Genomic DNA, 25,579 nt, shown 5'->3' with positions numbered 1-25,579 from the left:
GATAACTTTTGTGATTCGAACCCCGTGCCGCACGGCAAGTAAGGAGCCCGAGATGGCGACGTTTTTGAGCGAAGATTTCCTGCTGGACAGCGAATTTGCCCGGCGCTTGTATCACGATTACGCGGCGCAGCAGCCGATTTTTGATTATCACTGTCATTTGCCGCCGCAGCAGATCGCGGAGAATACCCGCTTCAGCAACCTGTACGATATCTGGCTGCGGGGCGATCACTACAAATGGCGGGCGATGCGCACCAACGGCGTGGCGGAGCGGTTGTGCACCGGCGATGCGGGCGATCGCGAGAAATTCGACGCCTGGGCCGCCACGGTGCCGCACACCATCGGCAACCCGCTCTATCACTGGACGCATCTGGAGCTGCGCCGGCCGTTCGGCATCACGGATACGCTGTTGTCGCCGGCCACGGCGGATGAAATCTGGCAGCGCGGCAATGCGCTGCTGGCGCAGGATGCGTTTCGCGCACGTGGCATCATGCAGCAAATGAACGTGAAAATGGTCGGCACCACCGACGATCCGATCGACGATCTGCGCCATCATCGGGCGATCGCCGAGGATCATAGCTTCGATATCAAGGTGCTGCCGAGCTGGCGGCCGGACAAAGCTTTCACTATCGATGCGTCCGGCTTCAACGACTATCTGCGGCAGCTGGAGGCGGCGGCGGACACCGCCATCGGCCGCTTCAGCGCGCTGTGCGACGCCCTGTACAAGCGCATGGATCACTTCGCCGCTCACGGTTGCAAAGTGGCCGATCATGCGCTGGACGTGGTGGTGTTCGGCGAGGCCGATGAAGCGGCGCTGGATGCGATCCTGCTGCGCCGCCTGAACGGCGAGCTGCCGACGGCGGAACAGAGCGCCCAGTTCAAAAGCGCGGTGCTGCTGTTTTTGGCCGGCGAATACCGGCGCCGAGGCTGGGTGCAGCAGTATCACATCGGCGCGCTGCGCAATAACAACAGCCGCATGTTGGCCGCCGTCGGGCCGGATATCGGCTTCGACTCGATCAACGACCGGCCGCTGGCGGAACCGCTGTCGCGGCTGCTGGATGCTCAGGCGCGGCAGGGCGGTCTGCCAAAAACCATTCTCTATTGCCTCAATCCGCGCGATAACGAAGTGATCGGCACCATGATCGGCAATTTTCAGGGGGAAGGCACGCCGGGCAAGATGCAGTTCGGCTCCGGTTGGTGGTTCAACGATCAGAAGGACGGCATGCAGCGCCAAATGACGCAGCTGGCCCAGCTCGGGTTGCTGAGCCGCTTCGTCGGCATGCTGACCGACAGTCGCAGCTTCCTGTCGTATACGCGGCATGAATACTTCCGCCGCATCCTTTGCCAGATGATCGGCCGCTGGGTGGTGGACGGCGAAGCGCCGGCGGATATCGCGCTGCTGGGCGAGATGGTGAAAAACATCTGCTTCGACAACGCCAAAAACTATTTCGCCATCGAACTGGCGTAGCCGTTATCCGGGACTGGTTTATGCAAAGTACGATAAAGATTCACGAGCAGGATAACGTGGCGGTGGCGCTGCGCGATCTGGCCGCCGGAGAAATGCTTGAGTTGGACGGGGAGCGCATTCAGCTGGCGCAGCCGGTGGCGCGCGGGCACAAGTTTGCGCTCGGCCCGATCGCCGAGGGCGAAGACATCATCAAATACGGCCAGCCGATCGGCCATGCGCTCGCGGCCATTGCGCCTGGGGAGCACATTCATTCGCAAAACGTCAAAACCAACCTGAGCGATCTGGACAGCTACCGTTACCAGCCGCAGTTCCCAACGTTGCCGCCGCAGGCGGCGGATCGCGAGGTGCAGCTGTACCGCCGGGCCGGCGGCGACGTGGGGATCCGCAACGAGCTGTGGATCGTGCCGACCGTCGGCTGCGTCAACGGCATCGCCCGTCAGATCCAACAGCGCTTTTTGCAGCAAACGCAGGCGGAGGGGATCGACGGCGTGCATCTGTTCAGCCATCCGTTCGGCTGCTCGCAGCTGGGGCAGGATCATGCCAACACCCGCATCATGCTGCAGAACATGGCGCGCCATCCCAATGCCGGCGCGGTGCTGGTGATCGGGTTGGGCTGCGAGAACAATCAGGTAGATGCTTTTCGCGCCACGCTGGGGATGGCGGACGAGCGGCGGCTGCGCTTTATGGTGTGCCAACAACAGGACGACGAGGTGGAAGCCGGGCTGGCGCTGTTGCACGAGCTGTACCGGGAGATGCGCCACGATCGCCGCGAGCCGGGCCGCCTGAGCGAGTTGAAGTTCGGCCTGGAGTGCGGCGGTTCGGACGGATTGTCGGGTATCACCGCCAACCCGCTGCTGGGGCGCTTTTCCGACTATGTGATAGCCAACGGCGGCACCACGGTGCTGACCGAAGTGCCGGAGATGTTCGGTGCCGAGCGCATTCTGATGAGCCGCTGCCGCGATGGGGAGACCTTCGAAAAAACCGTCGATATGATCAACGATTTCAAACGCTATTTCATCGCCCATCAACAGCCAATTTATGAGAATCCGTCGCCGGGCAACAAGGCCGGCGGCATCACTACGCTGGAGGAGAAATCGCTCGGCTGCACCCAAAAAGCGGGGCTAAGTCAGGTGGTAGACGTGCTGAAATACGGCGAGCGGCTGCGTGTGCCGGGGCTGAATCTGCTCAGCGCGCCGGGCAACGATGCGGTGGCGACCAGCGCGCTGGCCGGCGCCGGCTGCCATATGGTGCTGTTCAGCACCGGGCGCGGCACGCCGTACGGCGGCTTTGTGCCGACGGTGAAGCTGGCCACCAACAGCGAGCTGGCGGCGAAGAAACCGCACTGGATCGATTTCGACGCCGGCAGCCTGGTTCACGGCGTGGCGATGGAGACGCTGCTCAGCCGCTTCATCGATCTGATTGTCGAGATCGCCAGCGGCCGCCCGGCGCGCAATGAAGCCAACGATTTCCGCGAGCTGGCGATCTTTAAAAGCGGGGTGACGCTCTAAAGCTGACAAAAAAGGCGCTCGAGGGAGCGCCTTTTTATGAAGCAACTTGCGCTTAACGCACCTTCAGCGGGTCTTCGTTCGCCAGCCGTTGATCTTCCGCCTGGCAGGCGGCGGCGGTGAACAGCACGTCGGTGGAGGAGTTGAGGGCGGTTTCCGCCGAATCCTGCAGCACGCCGATAATAAAGCCGACCGCCACCACCTGCATCGCCACGTCGTTCGGAATGCCGAACATGTTGCACGCCAGCGGGATCAGCAACAGCGAGCCGCCGGCCACGCCGGAGGCGCCACAGGCGCACAGGGCGGCCACCACGCTCAGCAGCAGAGCGGTCGGGACGTCCACCGCGATGCCCAGCGTGTTCACCGCCGCCAGCGTCAGCACGGTGATGGTGATCGCCGCGCCAGCCATGTTGATGGTGGCGCCCAGCGGGATGGAAACCGAGTAGGTGTCCTCATTCAGATTCAGCTTTTTGCACAGCTCCATGTTCACCGGGATGTTGGCGGCGGAGCTGCGGGTGAAGAAGGCGGTCACGCCGCTCTCGCGCAGGCAGGCGAACACCAGCGGATACGGATTGCGGCGGATTTTCCAGTAAACGATCAGCGGGTTGAGCACCAGCGCCACCAGCAACATGCAGCCGAGCAGCACCATCAGCAACTGGGCGTAGCCCCACAGCACACCGAAGCCGGTTTCCGCCAGCGTGGAAGCCACCAGGCCGAAGATGCCGAGCGGCGCACAGCGGATCACTGCGCGCACCACCAGCGTGACCGCATGGGACATGTCGTTGATCAGCCCCTTAGTGGTTTCGGAAGCGTGGCGCAGCGCCAGCCCCAGCCCGACGGCCCACGCCAGAATACCGATGTAGTTGGCGTTAATCAGCGCATGGAACGGGTTGGCCACCACACTCATCAACAGACCCTTCATCACCTCCACAATGCCGCCCGGCGGGGTAATGTCCGTCGCGCCGGTGGTCAGCGCCAGCGTAGAAGGGAAGATAAAGCTGACGACGACCGCCACCAGCGCGGCGGCAAAGGTGCCCAGCAGGTAGAGGAACAGGATCGGGCGAATGTTGGTCTTCTGCCCCTGTTTATGGTTGGCGATCGAGGCCATCACCAGAATCAGCACCAGCACCGGCGCCACCGCTTTCAGCGCGCCGACGAACAGGGAACCGAGCAGGCCGACGGCCGCAGCGGCCGCCGGCGAAACCAGCGCCACCAGAATGCCGGCCACCAGGCCGACCATGATTTGTTTGACCAGGCTACCCTGCGTGATCCTTTGTAATAGTTTTTGCATAGTGCTTTCTTCCTGATGTTATCTGGCCGCCACGGCGGGAACGACGTCGGGCAGCTTTATATGATTCTGTAACTAAGTGTGTTTGCCGAATTAGTATTCAGCAATCGAATGAGGTTGGAAAGAGGCGAGGGTGAAATTCTGAGCGCGGATCAACACTTGATAACATACTGGTTACATTTGTGTGATCGCAATAACGTTTGGCGTTTTGGGGGAATTGCCAAACAATCGCGGGGCGACTAGCGCCCCGGATAACAGATTATGGTTATTTCTTCGCCAGGCGATCGTTGCGGCGATTGACCCAGGCGTTGATCAGCAAAGTGAGCGTCAGGATGCCCGCCACCACGCCGAGCGAGATGCCGATCGGGATGTGGAAGAAGTCGATAATCAGCATCTTGATACCGATAAACACCAGGATCACCGACAGGCCGTATTTCAGCATCGAGAAACGTTCCGCCACGTTGGCCAGCAGGAAGTACATGGCGCGCAGGCCCATGATGGCGAACAGGTTAGAGGTCAGCACGATGAACGGGTCGGTGGTCACGGCGAAGATCGCCGGAATGCTGTCCACCGCGAAAATCACGTCGCTCAGTTCCACCAGGATCAGCACCAGCACCAGCGGGGTGGCGAACAGGATGCCGTTGCGGCGCACGAAGAAACGCTCGCCTTCCAGGCTGTCGGTCATGCGCAGGCGGCTGCGCAGCCATTTCACCAGCGGCTTGTCGCCGATCGCCGAATCATCTTCCTTCGCCAGCGCCATCTTGATACCGGTGAACAGCAGGAAAGCGCCGAACAGATACAGCAGCCACTGGAACTGGCTGACCAGCCAGCTGCCGGCGAAGATCATGATGGTGCGTAGCACGATCGCGCCCAGCACGCCGTAGATCAGCACCCGCCGTTGCAGGTTGGCCGGCACGGCGAAGTAGCTGAACAGCATCAGCCAGACGAACACGTTATCCACCGCCAGCGCTTTTTCGATCAGGTAGCCGGTCAGGAAGGCCAGCGCCTGGGTATCGGCGACGGCGCGCCCGGCGGTTTCATTCAGGTAGTACCAGAAACCGAAATTGAACAGCAGAGAGAGGCTGACCCACACCAGCGACCAGCTGGCGGCCTGCTTCAGGGTCATGGTGTGTGCGCCTTTACGGCCCTGCAACAGGAGATCGATTGCGAGCATCACGACTATGACGGCGGCGAAGCTGCCCCATAACCACGGTGTGCCAACGGAATTCATCATCAGAGGTATCCTTCAAAAACAAAAACGGCCAACGTCGGAAGACGCCAGCCGCTCTGTGAACGCTGCAAGCAAACCTCGCCTTCCGGCAAGGTCTCACTTACAACGTTGATGAAGGTGATTACACCTTTGACATCAGGTTGCCCGGTAACCGGATGCTTGCGCATCGTAATGACGATTGACCGGCAATGAAGTTACTCCCCTTTGCAGAGCAGAAAGTAATGCAAAATGTGTCGGCGGTCAACGTGAATCGCGTTAGCCGGCCATCGCTTTTTGCGCGCCGAGGCTGACGACGAATCCCTGCAGCAGCAGGCGGCTGAACGGCGTGTCGCTAACCTGTTGTTGTTGCTGGTGGTAGCGCGCTTGCTGCTCGGGATGCAGCTCGCCGAGCCACTGCAGATACTGGCTCATCACCGCGCCGTTGAATTCCGGGTGGAACTGGGTGGTCAGGGCATGATCGCCATAGCGCAGGATCTGGTGCGCATCCTGCTGCGAACGCGCCAGCGTCTGCGCGCCGGCGGGCGGCGTCAGCACGCTCTGCGAGTGGATCAGGTTGGCTTTGAAGCGCGGCGGCAGCAGGGTGAACCGCCGGTCTTCGGCCGCGGCGGGCAGCAGTTCGATCTCCAGCGTGCCGACCTCCATGCCCTGCGGGTGGTAACCCACTTCGCCACCGAGCGCGTAGGCCAACAGCTGGTGGCCGTAGCAGACGCCAAACAGCGGCAGTTTGATCGCCATCGCCTGGCGCAGCCACTCGGCCGCCGCCTCGCTCCACGGCAGCCGTTCGGTCACCATCGCCGGCGAGCCGGTGATGACCACGCCGCAATAGGCGGCCGGCGGCAACGGCCGCTCGCCGGCGGGCAAGTGTACGATGTGCGCGCGTTCGGCGTCGATATTGCCCTGTTGCAGGAACATGCCATCAAAGTTGGCCAATTCCTGACGAATGGCCTGCGGCGCGTCGCCGGTTTGCATCACGAGCAGCGGTTTCATCTCATTCTCCGTCGGCGGGGAAAACGACGCCGGTCTGGCGGCGGATGTCGGTCAGCAGGCGGGCGACGATCAGCGAATTCTCCAGCCCTGGATGTTCCACCTGACGCTTCTCAACCAACTCGGCGAAGGCCAGCGCCTCATACAGCATGGTGTTGATGTGCTGCGGCTGGCTCAGATCCTGGCGGTTGCCGCCGCGCGGCGTCAGCGCCACGCCCTGGCACTCGGAAATCTTGTCGATAATCAGCGTGCCTTCCTCCCCCTGGATCTCGCTGGGGATCGCCGAGTCGCTGACCTTGGAATGGGAAAGCGTGACGTCGAAATCGCCGTAGTTCAGGCAGACGGTGCCGTGGGCGTCCACGCCGGTATCGAGCAGCGTGGCGCTGGCGAGCACCGACTGCGGCGCGCCGAACAGCGCCACCGCGCTGGCCAGGCAGTAGTAGCCGATGTCCATGATGGAGCCGTTGGAGAACTGTGGATTAAACGTGTTGGGGTTCTCGCCGGCCAGGTAGCGCGGGTAGCGCGAAGAGTATTGGCAGTAGTTGATGAAGGCTTTGCGCAGCCGGCCGATTTTCGGCAATGCCTGTTGCAGCGCCAGAAAATTCGGCAGATAGGCGCTTTTGAACGCCTCGAACAGCACCACCTGATTTTCCCGCGCGCAGGCTACCAGCTGTTCCGCTTCGCGCTGGTTGGAGGCCAGCGGTTTTTCGCAGATCACGTGCTTTTTATGGCGCAGGAACAGCAGCGATTGCGGGCAGTGCAGGGAATTGGGGCTGGCGATATACACCGCGTCTATGGCGTCGGACTGGGCCATCGCCTCGAGAGAGTCGAAAAACTGCGTGACCTGATAGTTGGCGCCAAACGCCTGCGCCTGTTCCAGCGAGCGTGAATACACGGCGCTCAACTTGAGTTTGCCGCTTTCATGGGCGGCATCGATAAAACGTTCCGTAATCCAGTTGGTGCCGACGACGGCAAAGCGAATCATGGCGAGCTCCGGTCCAGGCTTAAAACCGCAGATTATCACGCCCTCACTCGCTATGCATACAGCTCGCCGAACAGCGAAAGGTGCGTCAGATACAGCCGGGTATCGAACTCCAACTGGTGGTAATCCGGCTCCATATGGCAGCACAGGCTGTAGAATGCCTTGTTGTGATCTTTCTCTTTCAGGTGCGCCAGCTCATGCACCACGATCATGCGCAGGAACGGTTCGGGCGCGACCTTGAACACCGTCGCCACGCGGATTTCCGCCTTGGCCTTCAGCTTGCCGCCCTGCACGCGCGAGATGGCGGTGTGCAGGCCCAGCGCGTGCTTCATGACGTGGATCTTGCTGTCGTAGGCTACCTTGCTCAGCGGCTGGGCGTTGCGCAGATACTGGTTTTTCAGATCGACGGTAAACTGATACAGCGATTTGTCGGTCGTGCAGTCGTGCACCTGCGGATAGCGCTGCAGCAGCACGTCCCCCAGCCGATTCTGATGGATCAGTTGTTGCACCTGGCTTTGCAGATGCGTTGGGTAGCCTTGCAGGTAGGTCAATTCAGACATTCTTGTTCCGTATCAACGGCCATTCAGCCGGTCATTCTATGCTGTTTTTTCGCTCAAATCCTGACATACGCAATTTATCCGAAAAAACATTTTACTGACGGGCGTTTTTAGGGGATAAACAGCCCAAATTTTATCAGTCAGGAGGGGCAATGAGCCAACTCGATCTGGGAACACAGCAACTTGAGCTGGAGCGTTATCCCCAACAGGAAGAATCCACCCAGCTGCAGGCGTGGGAAGCGGCGGACGAATATCTGCTGCAACAGCTTGAAAACGTAGATATCGGTGGCCGCCCGGTGCTGATTTTCAACGATAACTTCGGCACCCTGGCCTGTGCGCTGCACGCGCATCGTCCTTACAGCGTCAGCGACTCGTACATGAGCCAGCTGGCGACGCGTCACAACCTCAAGCTCAACGGTCTGGATCCTGAGCAGGTCACGCTGTTGGACAGCCTCGCCGAGCTGCCGGCGGCGCCGGCGGTGGTGCTGATTCGCGTGCCGAAAGCGCTGGCGCTGCTGGAACAGCAGCTGCGCGCGCTGCGCCACGTCGTGACCGAAGACACGCTGATCGTCGCCGGCGCCAAGGCGCGCGACGTGCATACCTCGACGATGCAGCTGTTTGAAAAGGTGCTGGGCCCGACGCGCACCAGCCTGGCGTGGAAGAAGGCGCGCCTGATCTTCTGTCAGGCGGCGGACATCGTCCCGCCGGCGGCAGCGGAAACCACCAACTGGACGCTGGACGGCACCGATTGGCTGATCCACAACCACGCCAACGTCTTCTCGCGTGGCAGCCTGGATATCGGCGCGCGCCTGTTCCTGGATCATCTGCCGCGTGGCCTGAACGGCCATATCATCGATCTGGGCTGCGGCAACGGCGTGATTGGCCTGGCGGCGCTGGCGCAAAACCCGGAAGCGCAGATGACCTTCGTCGATGAATCTTACATGGCGGTGGCTTCCAGCGAGCTGAATGTGGAGCACAACCTGCCGCAAGAGCTGGATCGCTGTCAGTTTGAGGTGAACAACGCGCTGGCGGGCATCGAGCGTGAAAGCGTGCAGGCGGTGCTGTGCAACCCACCGTTCCACCAGCAACACGCCATTACCGATCACACCGCCTGGCAGATGTTCTGCGACGCCAAGCGCTGCCTGCAGGTGGGTGGCGAATTGCGCATCGTCGGCAACCGTCACCTCGACTACCATCAGAAACTCAAGCGCCTGTTCGGCAACTGCACGCTGGTGGCCTCGAACAAGAAGTTCGTGATCCTGAAAGCGGTGAAATCCGGCGCGCGTCGCTGAGCGTGAATAACCAGGGGCGCCGGGCGCCCCTCAGTCTGTAGACAAAGGGGGAAAAAGCGTGGTTTTTCCCCCTTTGTGGTTATCAGCCGAAAATCAATAAATTGATTTTCCTTGTTTTCTTTTCGCTGGTCTCTGCCTACCCGGCATGGGGATGAGGTTTGTCATCAATATCAGGGGCGCCGGGCGCCCCTTTTTTACAGTGACATCGCCAGCCGCGTGCCCTGATCGATCGCACGGCGGGCGTCCAGCTCGGCAGCCACGTCGGCGCCGCCGATCAGGTGCACGCTTTTCCCCATCGCCAGCAGCGGCTGCTGCAGTTCGCGGCGCGGTTCCTGCCCGGCACAGACGATCACCGTGTCCACCGGCAGGCAACTTTCCTGCTCTGCGCGGGTGATATGCAGCCCTTCATCGTCGATCAGCCGGTAGCTGACGCTGTTGAGCATCTTCACGCCGCGCATCGCCAGGCTGGCGCGGTGGATCCAACCGGTGGTTTTCCCCAGGCCTTCGCCCACCTTGCTGGTTTTACGCTGCAACAGATAGATCTGCCGCGCGGCACGCGGTGCCTGCGGCCCTTCTACCGCTAGCCCGCCGCGCTGCTCAAGGCGACCATCGATGCCCCATTCGCGGTTGAATTCCGCCTGATCCAGACTACTGGATACGCCGTGCTGGCTGAGGTACTCGGCGGTGTCGAAGCCGATGCCGCCGGCGCCGATGATCGCCACCCGCTGGCCGACCGGTTTTTTATCGCGCAGCACGTCCAGATAGCTCAGCACCTTGGCGTGCCCGATGCCGGGGATGTCCGGGGTGCGCGGCACGATGCCGCAGGCGAGGATCACTTCGTCGAATTCGCTTAAATCCGCCGCCTCGACCTTGACGCCCAACCTGACCGTCACTTCGCGCAGCGCCAGCTGGCGGCGGAAGTAACGCAGGGTTTCATGGAATTCTTCCTTGCCGGGGATTTGTTTGGCGATGTTGAACTGGCCACCGATCTGCTCGGCGGCGTCGAACAGCGTCACCTGATGGCCACGGCTGGCGGCGGTGGTGGCAAAGGCCAGCCCGGCGGGGCCGGCGCCGATCACCGCCAGCTTTTTCGGTTTCTCCGCCATCGTCAGCGGCATTTCGGTTTCGCGGCAGGCGCGCGGGTTGACCAGGCAGGAGGTCAGCTTGCCTTCAAATATCTGGTCGAGGCAGGCCTGGTTGCAGCCGATGCAGGTATTGATCTCGTCGGCGCGCCCCTCGGCGGCTTTCTGCACAAAGGCGGCGTCGGCGAGGAACGGGCGCGCCATCGACACCATGTCGGCGCAGCCGTCCGCCAGCACCTGCTCGGCCACCGCCGGATCGTTGATGCGATTGGTGGTGATCAGCGGGATGCCGACCTTGCCCATCAGCTTGCGGGTCACCCAGCTGAACCCGGCGCGTGGCACCATGGTGGCGATGGTCGGAATACGTGCTTCGTGCCAGCCGATGCCGGTATTGATGATCGTGGCGCCCGCCTGTTCGATCGCCAGCGCCAGCTGCTCGATCTCCTCCCAACTGGAGCCGTCTTCCACCAGATCAAGCATCGACAGCCGGTAGATCAGAATGAATTCCGGGCCCACGGCCTGGCGTACCGCCCTGACGGTCTCGACGGCGAAGCGCATGCGGTTGGTGAAGCTGCCGCCCCATTGGTCATCGCGCTGGTTGGTGCGCGTCGTCAAGAATTGGTTGATCAGGTAGCCTTCGGAACCCATCACTTCAACGCCGTCGTAGCCGGCCTGCTGCGCCAGCGCCGCGCAGCGGGCGAAGTCGGCGATGGTCTGCGCGATCTCCGCTTCACTCAGGGCGCTCGGCGTAAACGGGTTGATTGGCGCCTGCAGCGCGGAAGGGGCCACCAGCTTGGGTTGATAGCTGTAGCGGCCGGTGTGCAGGATCTGCAGCGCAATTTTGCCGCCCGCCCGGTGGACGGCCTCGGTTACCGGGCGGTGGTGAGGCAATTGCGCTTCGCTGTTGAGGATCGAACCGCCGCGAAACACCACGCCCTGTTCGTTCGGGGCAATGCCGCCGGTGACGATCAGCGCCACGCCGGCGGCGGCGCGCTCGGCATAGAACGCGGCCAGGCGCTGCGGGCCGTCGGGCAGCTCTTCCAGGCCGGTATGCATCGATCCCATCAGCACCCGGTTTTTCAGGGTGGTGAAGCCGAGATCCAGCGGCGCCAGCAGGTGAGGGTAATTGCTCATTGCACTCTCCATCGGGTGAAATCGGGGCCCGTTGTTATAATTATGTGAACACAAGTGGTCGGATGAGATAAATCTAGCCGTTGTCATGCCGCTTGGGAATCTGCGTTGCGCCGAATGTGATAGACGTCATGAATCTCAGACTCTGTTTGCATAACGAACAAAAGATCGGTTAACCTTTGCGCGTTGTAAATTCCTTCTCTCTGCGGAGCCATAACCGAAAATGAACACCCACACCTGTTGATATCTGGTCCCACGCTGTGCGCTCTTGCGCCCTGTGGGGATGTTTTGATCTCATTCAGGAGTGCTTATGGCTCATTTTGCGCAGTCCCCTTATTTCGTTTTACATCAACTGACCTGCCAATTTGCTGACGGCGAAACGCTGTTCGGCCCGCTGGATCTCGCTTTCGATCGGCAGCGCTGTGGCCTGGTGGGACGCAACGGCGTCGGCAAAACCCAGCTGCTGCGCCTGATCGCCGGGTTGGATCGGCCGGGTAACGGTCACGTCGAATCTCATGCCGCAGTAGCTTACGTTGCGCAGCAGCCGGAGATCGCCGCGGACACCACGCTGGCCCAGCTGTTGGGCTATGGCGAGGCGTTCGCCGCGCTGGCGCGTCTCGAGCAGGGGCGGCCGCTGGCGGACGATATCGATCGTCTGGAAGGGCGATGGGATCTCCACGATCGCCTGCAAAACGCCTTCGCCGCCGCCGGGCTGCCGGCCTTCGATCCGTTGCGATCCGCCAGTTCGCTGAGCGGCGGCGAGCGGATGCGCGCGGCGCTGTGCGGCGCCTTGCTCGGCGAAGCGGATTTTCTGCTGCTGGACGAACCGACCAACCACCTCGACAGCGTCGGGCGCGCCTGGCTGTATCAGCAGCTGGATCAGTGGCGGGGCGGGTTGCTGATCGCCAGCCATGACCGGCAGCTGCTGGCGCACATGGAGCGCATCGTCGAACTGACGCCCGGCGCGCTGCGCAGCTACGGCGGCAACTATGATGACTACCGGCGCCAGCGCGATACAGAGCAGCAGGCGGCGCGCGCCGATCTGGAGCATGCGCGCGAGGAGCGCCGCCGCACCCGCGCCCGCCAACAGAAAGAGCACGACATGAGCCAGCGGCGCTCGGCGCAAACGCTGCGCGTCGTCGATACGCTGAATATCGCCTCTTTCGAGCGGGTGGCCTACAAGTCGGCGGCGAAAGAGAGCCTCGGCACGCTGCGCAAACAGCATCAGGATCGGCGCGACAGCCTCGATGCGGCGGTGCGCGAAGCCTACCAGCGGGTGGAAGAGGAACAGCCGGTGTTGCTGGCGCTGCCGGGCAGCGAAGTGAACGCGAACAAGCAGGTGCTGGTGCTCGAGCGGCTGCAGCTGCCGTTCGTCAGCGCGCCGCCGCTCGATCTGCGTATCGACGGCCCGATGCGCGTGGCGCTGACCGGCCCCAACGGCTGCGGTAAATCCACCTTACTGAAGACCGTTCTCGGTCAGCTGACGGCGCTTTCCGGCCATTGTCATTGCCCGCTGCCGACGGCTTACCTCGATCAAACCCTGTCGCAGCTCGACCCGAATCTGTCGGTGATGGAGCATCTGGGGCTGCAGGATTCGCCGCTGGCGGAAGGCGCGTTGCGCACCCGGTTGGCGCAGCTGCAGCTTGGCGCAGATCGCATCGCGCTGCCGCTGGGCTCGCTGAGCGGCGGTGAACGGCTCAAGGCGGCGTTGGCCTGCGCGCTGTGGCGACAGCAACCGGCGCAGCTGCTGTTGCTCGACGAGCCGACCAACCACCTGGATCTGGCGTCGTCGCTGGCGATCGAAACTGCGCTGGCGGATTTCCCCGGCGCGATGCTGGTGGTGTCGCACGACGAAGACTTCCTGCAGGCGCTGCGGCCGACGCACCGCCTGCACCGGCAGGCGGATGGCTGGCGGCTTCAGGCCTGGTAATGCGTAGGCGACCTTAAGGAGCCGCCTTTTTCATTGCAGGTACGTTGATGCACGCCAGCAGCTGGGTGAAGGCCGCGGCCATCTGTTCTTCCGGCACGCAGGCAAACCCCATCAGCAGGCCGCGCCGGCGGTTGGGCAGCATGTAGTAGCGCGACAGCGGCCGCACCAGCACCCCCTGCGCGCCGGCGGCGGCGGCGATCGCCACGTCGTCGGCCTCGTCCGGCAGGTTGAGGATCAGGTGCAATCCGGCGTTGCTGTTGAATTCGCTGAGCGCCTGTTTGCCGAGGTGCTGTTCGATCAGGCCGGTCAGGAAGGCGCGCCGCCGGGCGTACAGCAGCCGCATGCGGCGGATGTGCGCGGTGTAGTGCCCCTCTTGGATGAATTCCGCCAGCGCGCTCTGGATCAGCAGGTGCCCGCCGCGATACAGCTCGGCGTGGGCGGTTTTCAGCGGCTGCACCAGCGGCGGCGGCAATACCACATAGCCGAGGCGCAGCGCCGGGTAGAGCGTTTTGCTGAAGGTGCCGATGTAGATCACCGGCGCGTCGGCCTCCAGCCCTTGCAGCGCCGGGATCGGTTGGCCGGAAAAGCGGAATTCGCTGTCGTAGTCGTCCTCGACGATCCAGCCGCCGGCGTTGCGCGCCAGCGCCAGCAGCCGTTGGCGGCGCGCCAGGCTCATCACCGAGCCGAGCGGATACTGGTGCGACGGGGTGACGAAAATCAGGCGGGGTGGCGTCGTTGGCTGCTCCGGCGGCACCAGCCCGGCCTCGTCCACCGCCAGCGGGCAGATGTTCAACGCATTGATGCGCAGGATATTGCGGATCCCCCAATAGCCCGGTTCTTCGATCCAGGCGTCATCCCCCGGATTGCACAACATGCGCGTCACCAGATCGATCGCCTGATGGATGCCTTCAGTGATCAGGATCTGTTCCGGCGAGCAGCGCACCGAGCGCGCCACCCGTAAATACTCCACCAACGCATGCTGCAGCTCCGGGCTGCCGCCCTGATTGCTGTAGGTCAGCCGCTGCGGCGCCGGGCGGCGGCTGAGGCGCGCCTGGATCTTGCTGAACAGCTGATGGGGAAAGGCGTTGACGTCGGGGACGCCGGGAATGAATGCCCCCCACTGTTTGGGGCTGGCGCTGGCGTGGTGCAGCAGCGTGGCGCCGCGCTCCGACAGTTCGACGCGCCGCGGTTGCCCGCTGCCGTCCGCCGGAGCGCCGCCGGTGGACAGGCAGCTGTCCGGCACCGTGTCGGCAACGAAGGTGCCGCTGCCGGCGCGCGCCGATACGTAGCCTTCCGCCAGCAGTTGTTCATAAACGGTTAACACGGTGTTGCGGGACAGGCTGAGCTCCTGCGCCAGATCGCGCGAGGCGGGCAGGCGGCTGGAGGGCGGCAGGCTGCCGTCGAGAATACTGGTGCGGATCGCGTTGTAAAGCCGCTTGTGCAGCTTGTCATCGGGCTGTTCGCCGAGGCGCTGCAGCAACAGATCACCACTCAATGAGCGCAATTGGATCCCTCAATTATTCGTAACTGGCACTCGATTATAGGGCCACATCCTGTGTAAATAAACGGCATTGTTTCACGAATGTGAACGAAACGTGTAACTGGCACCGACCGGAGAGAACAGCATGAAAAACGCAGAATTGAACCAACGCCGTCAGGACGCCACCCCGCGCGGAGTGGGCGTGATGTGTGGTTTTTACGCCGAGCGCGCAGAGAACGCCACGCTGTGGGATGTGGAAGGCAAAGAAGTGATCGACTTTGCTTCGGGGATCGCCGTGCTGAACACCGGGCATCGCCACCCGAAAGTGATCGCCGCAATTGAAAAGCAGCTGCAGGCCTTCACCCACACCGCCTATCAGATCGTTCCTTACGAAAGCTATGTCTCGTTGGCGGAGCGCATCAACCAGCGCGCGCCGATCGCCGGTCCGTGTAAAACCGCTTTCTTCACCACCGGCGCGGAAGCGGTGGAAAACGCGGTGAAGATCGCCCGCGCTTACACCGGCCGTCCGGGCTTGATCACCTTCGGCGGCGGCTTCCACGGCCGCACCTATATGACCATGGCGCTGACCGGCAAAGTGGCGCCTTACAAACTGGGCTTTGGCCCATTCCCCGGCTCGGTGTTCCACGGCCAGTACCCGAATGCGCTGTACGGCGTGACCACCGAAGACGCGATGAACAGCCTGGATCGCCTGTTTAAAGCGGATATCGATCCCAAGCAGGTGGCGGCGATCGTGCTGGAGCCGGTGCAGGGCGAGGGCGGCTTCAACGTGGCGCCGGCCGAGTTCATGCAGGCGCTGCGTGCGCTGTGTGACCAGCACGGCATTCTGCTGATCGCCGACGAGGTGCAGACCGGCTTCGCCCGTACCGGCAAGCTGTTCGCCATGGAGCACTACAGCGTTAAGCCCGATTTGATCACCATGGCGAAAAGCCTGGCGGGCGGCATGCCGCTGTCGGCGGTGGCGGGCCGCGCCGAGGTGATGGACGCGCCGGCGCCGGGCGGGCTGGGCGGCACCTACGCCGGTAACCCGCTGGCGGTGGCCGCCGCGCACGCGGTGCTGGACGTGATCGACGAAGAGCAGCTGTGCCAGCGCGCCCAGCGCTTGGGGCAGCACCTGGTGGAAGTGCTCCAGCAGGCGCGCAAAACCAGCCCGGCGATCGCCGATGTGCGCGCGCAGGGATCGATGGTGGCGGTGGAGTTCAACGATCCATCTACCGGCAAGCCTTCGGCGGAGATCACCCGTCAGGTGCAGCAGAAGGCGATGGCGGAAGGGCTGCTGCTGCTGAGCTGCGGCGTGAACGGCAACGTGATCCGCTTCCTCTACCCGCTGACCATCCCGGACGATCAGTTCACCAAGGCGATGGGCATTCTGTCCCGCGCGCTGGCCCACTAAGGAGCGAACGGCATGAAATTGAACAATCCCGAGCTGCTGCGTAGCCAGTGTCTGATCAACGGCGAATGGTGCGATGCCCTGAGCGGCAAGCGCGAAGCGGTGATCAATCCGGCCACCGGTGCCGAACTGGCCAGCATTCCGCTGGTCAGCGAAGAGGAAACCCAGCAGGCGATCGCGGCGGCGCAGCGGGCGCAAAATGACTGGAAACAGCTGACCGCCAAGCAGCGTTCTGCGCTGCTGTTGGCCTGGGCCGACAAGGTGTTGGCCGCGCAGGAAGATCTGGCGCAGCTGATGACCGCCGAGCAGGGCAAATCGCTGGCGGAAGCGCGCGGCGAAGTGGCGTACGCCGCGTCGTTCATCACCTGGTTCGCCGAAGAGGCCAAGCGGGTGGACGGCGCGGTATTGCAGGCGCCGCAGGCTTCGCAGCGCCTGGTGGTGGTGAAGCAGCCGATCGGCGTGTGCGCGGCCATCACCCCGTGGAATTTCCCGGCGGCGATGATCACCCGCAAGGTGGCGCCGGCGCTGGCGGCGGGCTGCGCCATCATCGTCAAACCGGCCGAGCAAACGCCGCTGACCGCGCTGGCGCTGGCCAAGCTGGCACAGGACGCCGGCATTCCCGCCGGCGTTTTGCAGGTGGTGACTGGCGAAGCGGCGCAGGTGGGCAAAGTGCTGTGCGACAGCCCGGTGGTGCGCAAGCTGAGCTTTACCGGCTCGACCGAGGTCGGCCGCATCCTGATGGCGCAGTGCGCACCGAGCATCAAGAAACTGTCGCTGGAGCTGGGCGGCAATGCGCCGGTCATCGTGTTCGACGACGCCAATCTGGATGCGGCGGTGGCGGGCATCATGGCCTCCAAATTCCGCAACAGCGGCCAGACCTGCGTGTGCGCCAACCGTATCTACGTGCAGGACGGCATCTACGAGCGGCTGGCGGAGAAACTGGTGGCGGCGGTCGAGCAGTTGAACGTCGGCGACGGCAGCCAGGAAGGCACCACCCAGGGGCCGCTGATCGACAGCGATGCGGTAGCGAAGGTGCAGAGCCATATCGACGACGCGCTGATCAAAGGGGCGCAGATCGCCACCGGCGGCCAGCCGCACGCGCTGGGCGGCACCTTCTTCCAGCCGACGGTGGTGACCGGCGTAACGCAGAAGATGCGCTTCGCCAAAGAAGAGACCTTCGGGCCGGTGGCGCCGCTGTTCCGCTTCCATGACGAGGCGGAAGCCATCGCCATGGCCAACGACACCGAATTCGGCCTGGCCGCCTACCTGTTCACGCAGAACGCCGCGCGCCAGTGGCGCGTGCCGGAAGCGCTGGAGTACGGCATGGTCGGCATCAACACCGGGCTGATTTCCAACGAAGTGGCGCCGTTCGGCGGTGTGAAACAGTCAGGGCTCGGGCGTGAAGGATCGCGCTACGGGATAGAAGAATATCTGGAGCTGAAATACCTGTGTATCGATGTGAGCTGTTGAGCGTCAGGACGTTAACCCATCCCGGCGGCCAGCGTCGCCGGGCGATAAAGGATGATGCATGTCTGATAATATCTCTGTTTCTCCGGCGCTTGCTGCCGGGGTGCGAGCACCTGCACCCGCCAAATCGTTAAGTTTCCTCGAAGGGGTGGCGATGATCGTCGGCACCAACATCGGCGCCGGCGTACTCTCCATCGCCTACGCCTCCAGCAAGGCCGGTTTCCTGCCGCTGCTGTTTTGGCTGGTGCTGGTGGGGAGCCTGACCACCATCACCATGCTGTACGTTGCCGAATCTACGTTGCGCACCCGCGCGCATCTGCAGCTGAGCGGACTGGCGAAGCGCTACGTCGGCGGCCTGGGCGCCTGGCTGATGTTCGCTTCGGTGTGCGTCAACAGCGTTGGGGCGCTCACCGCCTATATGACCGGCAGCGGCAAGCTGCTGCAATCGCTGTTCGGTATCTCGCCGGCGCTGGGCAGCCTGCTGTTCTTCGTGCCCGCCGCCGGCGTGCTGTACCTGGGGTTGAAAGCGATCGGCCGCGGCGAGAAGTTCATCAGCATCGGCATGGTGGTGATGTTGACCGCCCTGGTGGCGGCGACGCTGCTGAAAGACACCACCCAGATGCGCAACCTGCTGGACGGCGACTGGCGCTATATGGTGCCGGTGTTCAACGTGGTGGTGTTCTGCTTCTCGGCGCAGTACATCGTGCCGGAAATGGCGCGCGGCTTCGCCGACAAGCCGGAGCAGTTGCCGAAGGCGATCATCGTCGGCATGGTGGTGACCTTCATTTTGCTGGCGGCGGTGCCGATGTCGGTGATCGCGCTCAGCGGGCTGGATGACATCTCCGACGTGGCCACCATTTCCTGGGGCCAGGCGCTGGGGCAGTGGGCGTTCTTCTCCGCCAACATCTTCGCGCTGTGTGCGATGCTGACCTCGTACTGGGGATTGGGCGGCAGCTTCCTGACCAATATTTTCGACAAGTTCCGGTTGGGCAACGACGAGCTGCCGCTGCGCCGCTTCGGCGTGCTGCTGTTGGTGGTGGTGCCGCCGTTCGTGCTGGCCTACAGCGGGCTGGTGTCGTTCGTCAACGCGCTCTACTTCGCCGGGGTGTTCAGCGGGGTGATCCTGTCGATCATGCCGATGCTGATCCTGCGCGGCGCGCGCAAACATGGCGACCAGACCCCGCGCTGGCAGTGCAACTGGATCACGCACCCGCTGCTGCAGGTCAGCATTGTGTTGCTGTATCTGGCCAGTGCGGTGTACGCCATCGCTTCATTGTTAGGCTATCTGCCCTCTGGATGGTGATTTGCCTTCCCTCAAGCAGTGATGTTGTTTCTCGGCATTGAGAACGGCGGCGTCGTGGCCGCCGATTTTTTTCTCAGGCGCGCCGTTTTTCCGACAACGCCAGCCAGGCCTGCACCGACGGGCGCTGCCACTGCTTGTGCGCATAGTGGCGCACGCGCTCCGGCACCGGATCGCCGTGCATCACCAGCCGGTTGAGCATCAGCGCCAGATCGGTGTCGGCGATGCACCACTCCCTGAACAGATTGTCCTGCCCGTGGCTCAGCAGTTTTTCCACGGCGGCGATTAGCTTGCGTGCGGCCTCCTGCGCGGCTTCGGACAGCGGCGGGAACTTGCCGTTGTTGAACACCACCTCGGTCGAGCGCTCGGCGCGGATCGGCAGCAGATCGCTGCGCAGCCAGGCCTGGATCTCGCGCGCCTTGGCGCGCAGCTTCACGTCGCGCGGGTATACGGCGTGGGCCGGGTGGATGTCTTCCAGGTATTCGGCGATCGCCGAAGACTCCGAGAGCTGGAATTCGCCGATCGCCAGCGTCGGCACCCGGCGGGTGAGCGACAGCGCCGCGTAGGCCGCCTCTTTGTTCTCTTCCTTCGCCAGATCCACCGGCTTCACGGTGAACGGAATGCCTTTTTCCGTCAGCACGACAAAGGCGGACATGGCGTACGGGCTGAAAAATTCACTGTCGGTATAAAGCTCGGTGATCGGTTGAGACATCGGCGGTTCCTCGGGGTTAAAGGGGGAACATTCATCATTGTCGAGGGGAGGCTAAAAATCAATCTGTTAGCTAAAAGTTCTTGGGCGGCGCGGTTTACGGCGCCGTGAGTTCCTTCAGGATGATGTGATATATTTGTTGCCAACAAGTGAATTGAGCCGTATTGGGTAACATGAAGACGCAGTGGATTGAACGGGTAAAAGTGGGAGTTGCGCGCCTGTGGCCGCACCCGCTGGCGGTGGGCAAGCGAGAGATGCTGATTTCCAGCGTCGGCGCCGGTTTGGGGCTGATGCTCGCCGGTTGGATCAGCCACTTTATTTTGGGCGAGGTGAACCTGTGGTTTATCGCGCCGATGGGCGCTTCGGCGGTTCTGCTGTTCGGCGTGCCCAACAGCCCGCTGGCGCAGCCCTGGTCGATCGTCGGCGGCAATGCGCTGGCGGCAACGGTGGGCGTCAGCGCCGGTCTGCTGATCCCCGATCCGGGCCTGGCTTGCGGCGCGGCGGCGGCGGTGGCCATCGGCCTGATGTTCAAGCTGCGTTGCCTGCATCCACCCGGCGGCGCGGTGGCGCTGACCGCCATCCTCGGCGGCCCCGGCATTCACCAGATGGGCTACCACTTCGTACTGTACCCGGTGCTGCTGAACTCGGTGCTGCTGGCGGCGCTGGCCATTCTGTTCAATAACCTGGCCGGGCGACGCTACCCGCACGCACTGGCGCCGGCGGAGGCCAAGCCGGCCAATCTGCCGATCGATGCCGTTTCCATCACCCGCGCCGATCTGCACGAGGCGCTGATGGAGGGGGATCTGTTCGATATCGACGAGGACGATCTGCAGGAGATCCTGCTGCGCGCCGAGCAGTTGGCGCATCAGCGGCAAAGCAAGATCGCCTGATCAGCCCAGCGTTTTATCGGATGGCGGAAGGCGCGTAACCAAAACGCTTTTGAAAGCGTTCGCTAAAACGCGCTCTGGATTTGTAACCGCAGGCCTCTGCAATGCGGGTCATATCCCATCGGGTGGTTTGAAGCAACATCATGGCGTGATGCATACGGACGTCTATCAGCAAGTCTTCGAAGCGCGTTTGTTCGGCGGCAAGGCGCCGCCGCAACGTTGCCGGGCTCATCGCTAACGTTTTTCCCGCCGTTTCTGCCGTCCAGTTTTGTTCCGGAGCCTCAAAAATCAAAGTGCGCAGGCGCTGTGATGGGCTATCCAATGGCAAATGCGTAAAAACATGTCCCCGTTCGGCCAGCGCGGTCAAAAAGTCCAGAAGGCGGTATTGCAGGCGAATATCACTGATTTCCTGTTTTTCCACGCTTTCAATCACGTGATAAAACGTCGCCGACAGGTCTTCGTCCAGAGGCAGCGTTTTCCACGCGTCATCTTTCGGGGGAATAGGGGGTGAAGCCTGCCGGGTTCGGTGAAAGACATCCAGCAGTTCTGCCGACAGCGTCAGGAGTATCGAGCGAAAAGGCCGATCGATATCGCCCGGCGTTTTGACTAAATCTGCGCGGGTGTTGGGGGGGACCAGGAGCAGTTCGCCGGGGGTCTCCAGAGACAAATGTTGTGAAGCCGATGTGATACCGAGTTGGCCCGCCACGATCAGCAAGACCGTCGCTTCATGGAAGACGAACTGCGGCGTGTGCAGCTGGCGTTTCAATGTCGGCTGGCACACCCCGCACAAGCGGCGCCTCAACACCGGAGCCCCCGACGGAGAGTGCCAGTGCAAAAGTTTCGCACCCTGCTCGCGTCTGGTTCGCACTGATCCGAAGGAACCGGTCCGGCTCATATTCGACTCCTTTATGCGATTATTTCGCCGTTGATGCTACGTTAGGGTTCAGGCTGTAAAGGCCTGTCAGGCTCGCCTGGGCTAACACCGGCGCTTCCGCCAGGGCAGCATTCACATTAGCCCCTGTCCAAGGCCCTTGTACATCCAAACCGGGGGTAGCAAGCGCATAAACCGTGAAAATATAATGATGAACTAACGTATCGTTCCACGGTGGGCATGGGCCATCGTAACCGTAGTATTCCCCCTTCATCTGCTCGTCGGCGGCAAACCAACCGGTATAGTCATTGATGCCGTGGCGATAGGCCGAAGGGGCGTTTGGCCCGGCTTTGCCACGCGGCGTTACGCCGTCCGATTGAGAGCCCGCCGCAATTTCCACGGTACTGGCCGGAACATCCAGCAGCAGCCAGTGAAAGAAATCAACGCGCGGCAACGATGCGGGCACAACCCGACCCTCTTGATTCACATCATCACCACGGCTTGGCACGTCGGGATCATGGCAGACGATCACGAAAGACTGCGTGCCTGCAGGCACTTCACTCCAGGCCAGATGGGGGTTGCGATTTCTCGATAAAGCGACATGGTTAGCGGCATCGGGGATAGCGAAGGCGAACTCACCGGGAATGAACTCTCCTTCTTTAAAGCTTTGGCTGGTCAGTTTCATAAATGCCAATCTCCTGTTCTATTGAGCGGTATCTGCGGGTATGTGATGTCCCCATTATAAGTTTTTCAAAATAAAGTAAGGTGACAAATCCAATCAAAATAGAACCAATTACGCTCATTGTGATTGTATTTGATAGCATTATATTGATGGGCGACCGATACGATTGCTGTGCCGATGAGAGTGCCACGGCGAAAACGCTGGATGAGGAAGGGGGTTGGTTAATATTGGTGGGGAAGAGACTGCTGCGCGCCGAGCCGTTGACGCATCAGCGGCAACGCAAGGTGCCTGATCAGCCCAGCGTTTTGCGGTAAAACACCACCCGCTCCGTTTCGGCAAAGCCCAGCGCCGCATGCAGGCGTTGGGAATCCAGATTAGCGATGTCGGTATCCGACGCCAGCTCGCTGCACCCCTGTTGCTTCGCCCACTCCTGCACCTGCGCGATCAGGCGCGCCGCCCAACCCTGGCGGCGGGCGCGTTCGACGGTATAAATCCCTTCCAAAAACGCCACCGGCGACGATTCGCAGCCGTTGACGTAATCGTAGCGCAGCGCGATCTCGGCAAAGCCAACGAAAGCGCCGTCCAGCCCCCGCGCCATAAACGCGGTGTGGTGCGGCGAAGCCAATATCTCGCGCATTTCCGCGCGGTGCTCTTCCAACGGGCAGGTGGGCCACAGCGCCGAGCGCAGCGCCAGCCAGGCGTCGAGGTTGTCGTGGTCGCAGTTGACGATCATGCAGGGGCCTTATGAGTCGGAATAAATCAGGAATGCCGAGAGGGAAGTGTGGCACGGCGGCGGGAAACAAAAAAGCCATTATGCCGAGGGGCGCCCTTCATTAGGATGAAAGGGATGTTGATATTTTAAGCGAAGTTAGTATAGGGTACGGCCAGGGCGCTGATAAGGGATTGTTATGGATGCGAAAGCCGTAGCTCAAGGAATTCTTGAGGGAATAGAGTCTTTACCAAGGGGCATTGCCTATAGTGCTCGTAGGACATGGCAGGGAGCAGGGCTCGGCGGCCGAGAGCTTAAGCACCGCAATGAAATTGAAACGGAACGATTTATTAAGGTCGTTCGTGCCGGTTATGGTATCGAAACCCCGCTACGTGAGCTGATAGTGGTGATTATCCGTGACTGCTATCAGCGGATGGATCTGCAAACACAAACCGCGCTAAGCCAAAAATTTAACCATGCAGAGGGTTATCTTACAGGACGTATGGGGACGCAGTTCATTCTGGTTCAGCAAATCACACACCATATTTTGAAAAAGGTTATCGGCAGCACACTTTTCAAATGGGTATTCAAAGGTGTCACCATTGCTGGGCTAAACATCATTCTTTTACAAGGAATTATTGAAAAGGCCGCCGTTTCTTCGCGTCGTTTGCGGGAACAATATCCCTCAACGTACCATAAGCTCACGCCACGAAATTTGGACATGATCTACTTTCTGGCGGAGGAGTATCTTGAACCCTTTGTTGCCTATACCAGCAAATCGAAAATGTTCTGTGAAGGTGTGAATCATGAGCTATCTAAAGTCTTGGGGCAGTAAGCTCGGTAAAGGATTGTCGCACCTTGTGGAAGCGATTTTGGGCGGGATATTTTCTATCGCTGCGTTTGGCTCACTGTTCTGGTTCGACGAATGGTGGCAACGAATTCTAAGCGCGGCAATATTCCTGTTGCTGGTGTTTGTCACTATTGCTTTGTGTAGCCTTGTGAGAGGCGAGCGATAGCGGATAAATCAATCAAAAGCCAGCGGTTGGATTTTAACTAATGATCAAGTGATGATGACTTCCTATCGTTAAGTAAGAAAATCAATGAACTGGCTAAAATCCTTTCTTGTGAAGTTCGTTAAATTTGTTGGCCGGCAAACTGCTGACTTGGCTGAGTCCATAGTCATTGGCCTGTTCTCTATAGCGGCATTTGTTGCCTTGTTCTGGTTTGATGAGTGGTGGAAATCTATCGCTGCGGCTGTCGCGATCTTCTTTGCCGGCTTCCTGGTAAGTCTGGCTATAGGCTGGTTAAGAGGGGAAAGATAGCTGAGAGTGCCGGCATACCGCCGCCATTTTGCCGCCACTGTGAGCAAGAAATAAAAAAGCCACTTCGAGGGAAGTGGCTTTTTTATATGATTTTAAAGCTAAAATTTGGTGGCCCCTGTTGGGTTTGAACCAACGACCAAGCGATTATGAGTCGCCTGCTCTAACCACTGAGCTAAGGGGCCAAGCCGCGAGATTATAGGGAATCCTTAAGCGGCGGTCTACTGTTACCCGCCCGTATGTTGCTTTTCTGCACAGTTCTAGCCTGTTGTAATTGCTGGCGGATTTTGCGATAACCGCAGTAAATCCCTGCAATGGACTCACGACACTCATGGAACTTCTGGCGCCCAATCTGCGGGTGGTGTTTTGCGGCATCAACCCCGGCCTTTCTTCCGCCCATCAGGGCTACCCTTTCGCCAACGGCAGCAACCGCTTCTGGAAGGTGATCCATCAGGCCGGCTTTACCGAGCGCCAACTGGCGCCGGAGCAGTGGCAGCAGTTGAAGGATAATGGCTGTGGCATTACCGCGCTGGTGGCGCGCCCGACGGTGGCGGCCAGCGAGCTGTCGCGCGACGAGTTGCGCAGCGGCGGCGAGGCGCTGCAAGAGAAGATCCTGCGCTACCAGCCGCGCGCGTTGGCGATTTTGGGCAAGCAGGCGTTCACCACCGCCTTCGGGGTGAAAAACGCGCCCTGGGGCAAGCAGACGATGGTGCTGGGGCAAACCGAGGTGTGGGTATTGCCCAACCCCAGCGGATTGAACCGCGCCACGCTGGAGCAGCTGACTGCCAGCTATCGCGAGCTGTTCCTGGCGCTGCAATGACATAAGGGAGTTGCGATGACATCGATGATGAAAGGTTGTGTGATGGCGCTGTTATTGGTGACCGGCACTGCACAGGCGGGGCATTCGCCACAGGAGGCGCGCAACAAGCAGAACGTGCTGGAGTTTTATCGGCAGGGGCTGAACAACAAGGATTTTGCGGCGGCGCGGCCGTTTTTGGGCGAGCAGTACAAGCAGCATAACCCCAACGCTAAAGACGGCGTGGCGGGTTTTCGTCAATTTGTCGAGCTGCTGAAAACGCGTTACCCCAATTCGCACAGTGAGGTGAAACAGGCGTTTGTCGACGGCGACTTCGTGATTTTGCATGTGGAAGTCAGCGGGCGCGAGGCCGGCAAGACCGCGGCGATCGTCGATATCTTCCGTCTCGACAGCGCCGGGAAGATCGTCGAACACTGGGACGTGACGCAGCCGGTGCCGGAGAAGACCGTCAGCGGCAACAGCATGTTCTGAGGCATAAAAAAA

General features: G+C 61.3%; 23 protein-coding genes and 1 tRNA gene. 12 read left to right on the top strand and 12 right to left on the bottom strand.

Translation table 11 applies throughout. From position 1 onward, the window contains the following. The first annotated feature begins 52 nt into the window (after positions 1–52). The gene (gene uxaC / locus ACJ8HA_RS18240) at positions 53–1,465 is read left to right on the top strand and encodes a glucuronate isomerase (RefSeq protein WP_442515433.1); all 1,413 of its coding nucleotides are present in this window, start codon (positions 53–55) and stop codon (positions 1,463–1,465) included. 20 nt (positions 1,466–1,485) lie between these two features. After that, positions 1,486–2,973, top strand: a complete 1,488-nt coding sequence (locus ACJ8HA_RS18235) for a UxaA family hydrolase (RefSeq protein ID WP_442515432.1) — start codon at positions 1,486–1,488, stop codon at positions 2,971–2,973. Positions 2,974–3,025: 52 nt separating this feature from the next. On the opposite strand, the gene sstT is transcribed toward ACJ8HA_RS18235, so the two are convergent. The 5 genes from sstT to ACJ8HA_RS18210 all read right to left on the bottom strand — a co-directional run bounded on the left by sstT (position 3,026) and on the right by ACJ8HA_RS18210 (position 8,015). After that, positions 3,026–4,261, bottom strand: coding sequence for a serine/threonine transporter SstT (gene sstT / locus ACJ8HA_RS18230; protein ID WP_025304346.1), 1,236 nt, complete (start codon positions 4,259–4,261; stop codon positions 3,026–3,028). Positions 4,262–4,523: 262 nt separating this feature from the next. Beyond that, positions 4,524–5,492 (bottom strand): TerC family protein, encoded by a 969-nt coding sequence (locus ACJ8HA_RS18225; RefSeq protein ID WP_025304345.1) that lies wholly within the window; start codon positions 5,490–5,492, stop codon positions 4,524–4,526. 252 nt (positions 5,493–5,744) lie between these two features. After that, on the bottom strand, positions 5,745–6,476 hold the full coding sequence (locus ACJ8HA_RS18220) for a glutamine amidotransferase (RefSeq protein WP_148123770.1): 732 nt from the start codon (positions 6,474–6,476) through the stop codon (positions 5,745–5,747). Between the two features lies 1 nt (position 6,477). Further along, a complete protein-coding gene (locus ACJ8HA_RS18215; protein ID WP_025304343.1) occupies positions 6,478–7,458 on the bottom strand; it encodes a Gfo/Idh/MocA family protein in 981 nt (326 codons plus the stop codon). 50 nt (positions 7,459–7,508) lie between these two features. Beyond that, a complete protein-coding gene (locus tag ACJ8HA_RS18210) occupies positions 7,509–8,015 on the bottom strand; it encodes a M48 metallopeptidase family protein (protein WP_004937154.1) in 507 nt (168 codons plus the stop codon). Between the two features lie 149 nt (positions 8,016–8,164). Here ACJ8HA_RS18210 and rlmG point away from each other — a divergent pair, with 149 nt between their 5' ends. Next, the gene (gene rlmG, locus ACJ8HA_RS18205) at positions 8,165–9,304 is read left to right on the top strand and encodes a 23S rRNA (guanine(1835)-N(2))-methyltransferase RlmG (protein WP_060434619.1); all 1,140 of its coding nucleotides are present in this window, start codon (positions 8,165–8,167) and stop codon (positions 9,302–9,304) included. A 194-nt stretch (positions 9,305–9,498) separates the two neighbouring features. On the opposite strand, the gene ACJ8HA_RS18200 is transcribed toward rlmG, so the two are convergent. Further along, on the bottom strand, positions 9,499–11,520 hold the full coding sequence (locus ACJ8HA_RS18200) for an oxidoreductase (RefSeq protein WP_197770763.1): 2,022 nt from the start codon (positions 11,518–11,520) through the stop codon (positions 9,499–9,501). Between the two features lie 307 nt (positions 11,521–11,827). On the opposite strand from ACJ8HA_RS18200, the gene ACJ8HA_RS18195 reads away from it, so the two are divergent. Next, on the top strand, positions 11,828–13,447 hold the full coding sequence (locus tag ACJ8HA_RS18195) for an ABC-F family ATP-binding cassette domain-containing protein (RefSeq protein ID WP_442515431.1): 1,620 nt from the start codon (positions 11,828–11,830) through the stop codon (positions 13,445–13,447). 13 nt (positions 13,448–13,460) lie between these two features. Here the strand turns inward: ACJ8HA_RS18195 and pdxR are convergent, their stop codons facing one another. Then, positions 13,461–14,951: a MocR-like pyridoxine biosynthesis transcription factor PdxR gene (gene pdxR, locus ACJ8HA_RS18190; protein WP_025304339.1), complete on the bottom strand. Its 1,491-nt coding sequence runs from the start codon at positions 14,949–14,951 to the stop codon at positions 13,461–13,463. A 121-nt stretch (positions 14,952–15,072) separates the two neighbouring features. Between pdxR and ACJ8HA_RS18185 the strand changes: the two genes are divergently transcribed. The 3 genes from ACJ8HA_RS18185 to ACJ8HA_RS18175 are packed head-to-tail and all read left to right on the top strand — an operon-like array spanning position 15,073 to position 19,105. Then, positions 15,073–16,338, top strand: a complete 1,266-nt coding sequence (locus ACJ8HA_RS18185) for a 4-aminobutyrate--2-oxoglutarate transaminase (RefSeq protein WP_043142044.1) — start codon at positions 15,073–15,075, stop codon at positions 16,336–16,338. Between the two features lie 12 nt (positions 16,339–16,350). Further along, complete coding sequence (locus ACJ8HA_RS18180; protein WP_025304337.1) at positions 16,351–17,805, top strand: NAD-dependent succinate-semialdehyde dehydrogenase; 1,455 nt, start codon at positions 16,351–16,353, stop codon at positions 17,803–17,805. Positions 17,806–17,863: 58 nt separating this feature from the next. Beyond that, entirely contained in the window at positions 17,864–19,105 is a 1,242-nt protein-coding gene (locus ACJ8HA_RS18175) for an aromatic amino acid transport family protein (RefSeq protein WP_033639324.1), read from the top strand. 73 nt (positions 19,106–19,178) lie between these two features. Here the strand turns inward: ACJ8HA_RS18175 and yfcF are convergent, their stop codons facing one another. After that, on the bottom strand, positions 19,179–19,814 hold the full coding sequence (gene yfcF, locus ACJ8HA_RS18170) for a glutathione transferase (RefSeq protein WP_004937171.1): 636 nt from the start codon (positions 19,812–19,814) through the stop codon (positions 19,179–19,181). A gap of 170 nt (positions 19,815–19,984) precedes the next feature. Here yfcF and ACJ8HA_RS18165 point away from each other — a divergent pair, with 170 nt between their 5' ends. Further along, positions 19,985–20,701, top strand: a complete 717-nt coding sequence (locus ACJ8HA_RS18165) for an HPP family protein (RefSeq protein WP_442515430.1) — start codon at positions 19,985–19,987, stop codon at positions 20,699–20,701. Positions 20,702–20,714: 13 nt separating this feature from the next. Here the strand turns inward: ACJ8HA_RS18165 and ACJ8HA_RS18160 are convergent, their stop codons facing one another. From ACJ8HA_RS18160 to aac(6'), 3 genes are all read right to left on the bottom strand, one after another. Then, positions 20,715–21,464, bottom strand: a complete 750-nt coding sequence (locus ACJ8HA_RS18160; protein WP_197538603.1) for a helix-turn-helix transcriptional regulator — start codon at positions 21,462–21,464, stop codon at positions 20,715–20,717. 148 nt (positions 21,465–21,612) lie between these two features. Beyond that, positions 21,613–22,254, bottom strand: coding sequence for a YbhB/YbcL family Raf kinase inhibitor-like protein (locus ACJ8HA_RS18155; RefSeq protein ID WP_164063412.1), 642 nt, complete (start codon positions 22,252–22,254; stop codon positions 21,613–21,615). A gap of 289 nt (positions 22,255–22,543) precedes the next feature. Continuing rightward, entirely contained in the window at positions 22,544–22,984 is a 441-nt protein-coding gene (gene aac(6'), locus ACJ8HA_RS18150) for an aminoglycoside 6'-N-acetyltransferase (RefSeq protein ID WP_025304332.1), read from the bottom strand. Positions 22,985–23,159: 175 nt separating this feature from the next. On the opposite strand from aac(6'), the gene ACJ8HA_RS18145 reads away from it, so the two are divergent. Next, positions 23,160–23,795, top strand: coding sequence for a hypothetical protein (locus tag ACJ8HA_RS18145; protein WP_043142051.1), 636 nt, complete (start codon positions 23,160–23,162; stop codon positions 23,793–23,795). A gap of 265 nt (positions 23,796–24,060) precedes the next feature. Further along, the gene (locus ACJ8HA_RS18140) at positions 24,061–24,282 is read left to right on the top strand and encodes a hypothetical protein (RefSeq protein ID WP_033651283.1); all 222 of its coding nucleotides are present in this window, start codon (positions 24,061–24,063) and stop codon (positions 24,280–24,282) included. A 106-nt stretch (positions 24,283–24,388) separates the two neighbouring features. Here the strand turns inward: ACJ8HA_RS18140 and ACJ8HA_RS18135 are convergent. Beyond that, positions 24,389–24,464 (bottom strand) — tRNA-Ile (locus ACJ8HA_RS18135). 146 nt (positions 24,465–24,610) lie between these two features. Here ACJ8HA_RS18135 and mug point away from each other — a divergent pair. Next, complete coding sequence (gene mug / locus ACJ8HA_RS18130; protein WP_025304328.1) at positions 24,611–25,099, top strand: G/U mismatch-specific DNA glycosylase; 489 nt, start codon at positions 24,611–24,613, stop codon at positions 25,097–25,099. 24 nt (positions 25,100–25,123) lie between these two features. After that, positions 25,124–25,567: a nuclear transport factor 2 family protein gene (locus ACJ8HA_RS18125; protein WP_060448133.1), complete on the top strand. Its 444-nt coding sequence runs from the start codon at positions 25,124–25,126 to the stop codon at positions 25,565–25,567. Positions 25,568–25,579 lie beyond the last annotated feature (12 nt).

The sequence above is a fragment of the Serratia sp. CY33802 genome, from assembly GCF_052169095.1.
GTDB classification, from domain to species: domain Bacteria; phylum Pseudomonadota; class Gammaproteobacteria; order Enterobacterales; family Enterobacteriaceae; genus Serratia; species Serratia bockelmannii.
Note: the sequence above shows the minus strand (reverse complement) of the source record. Positions and strands in the feature narration are given on the sequence as shown.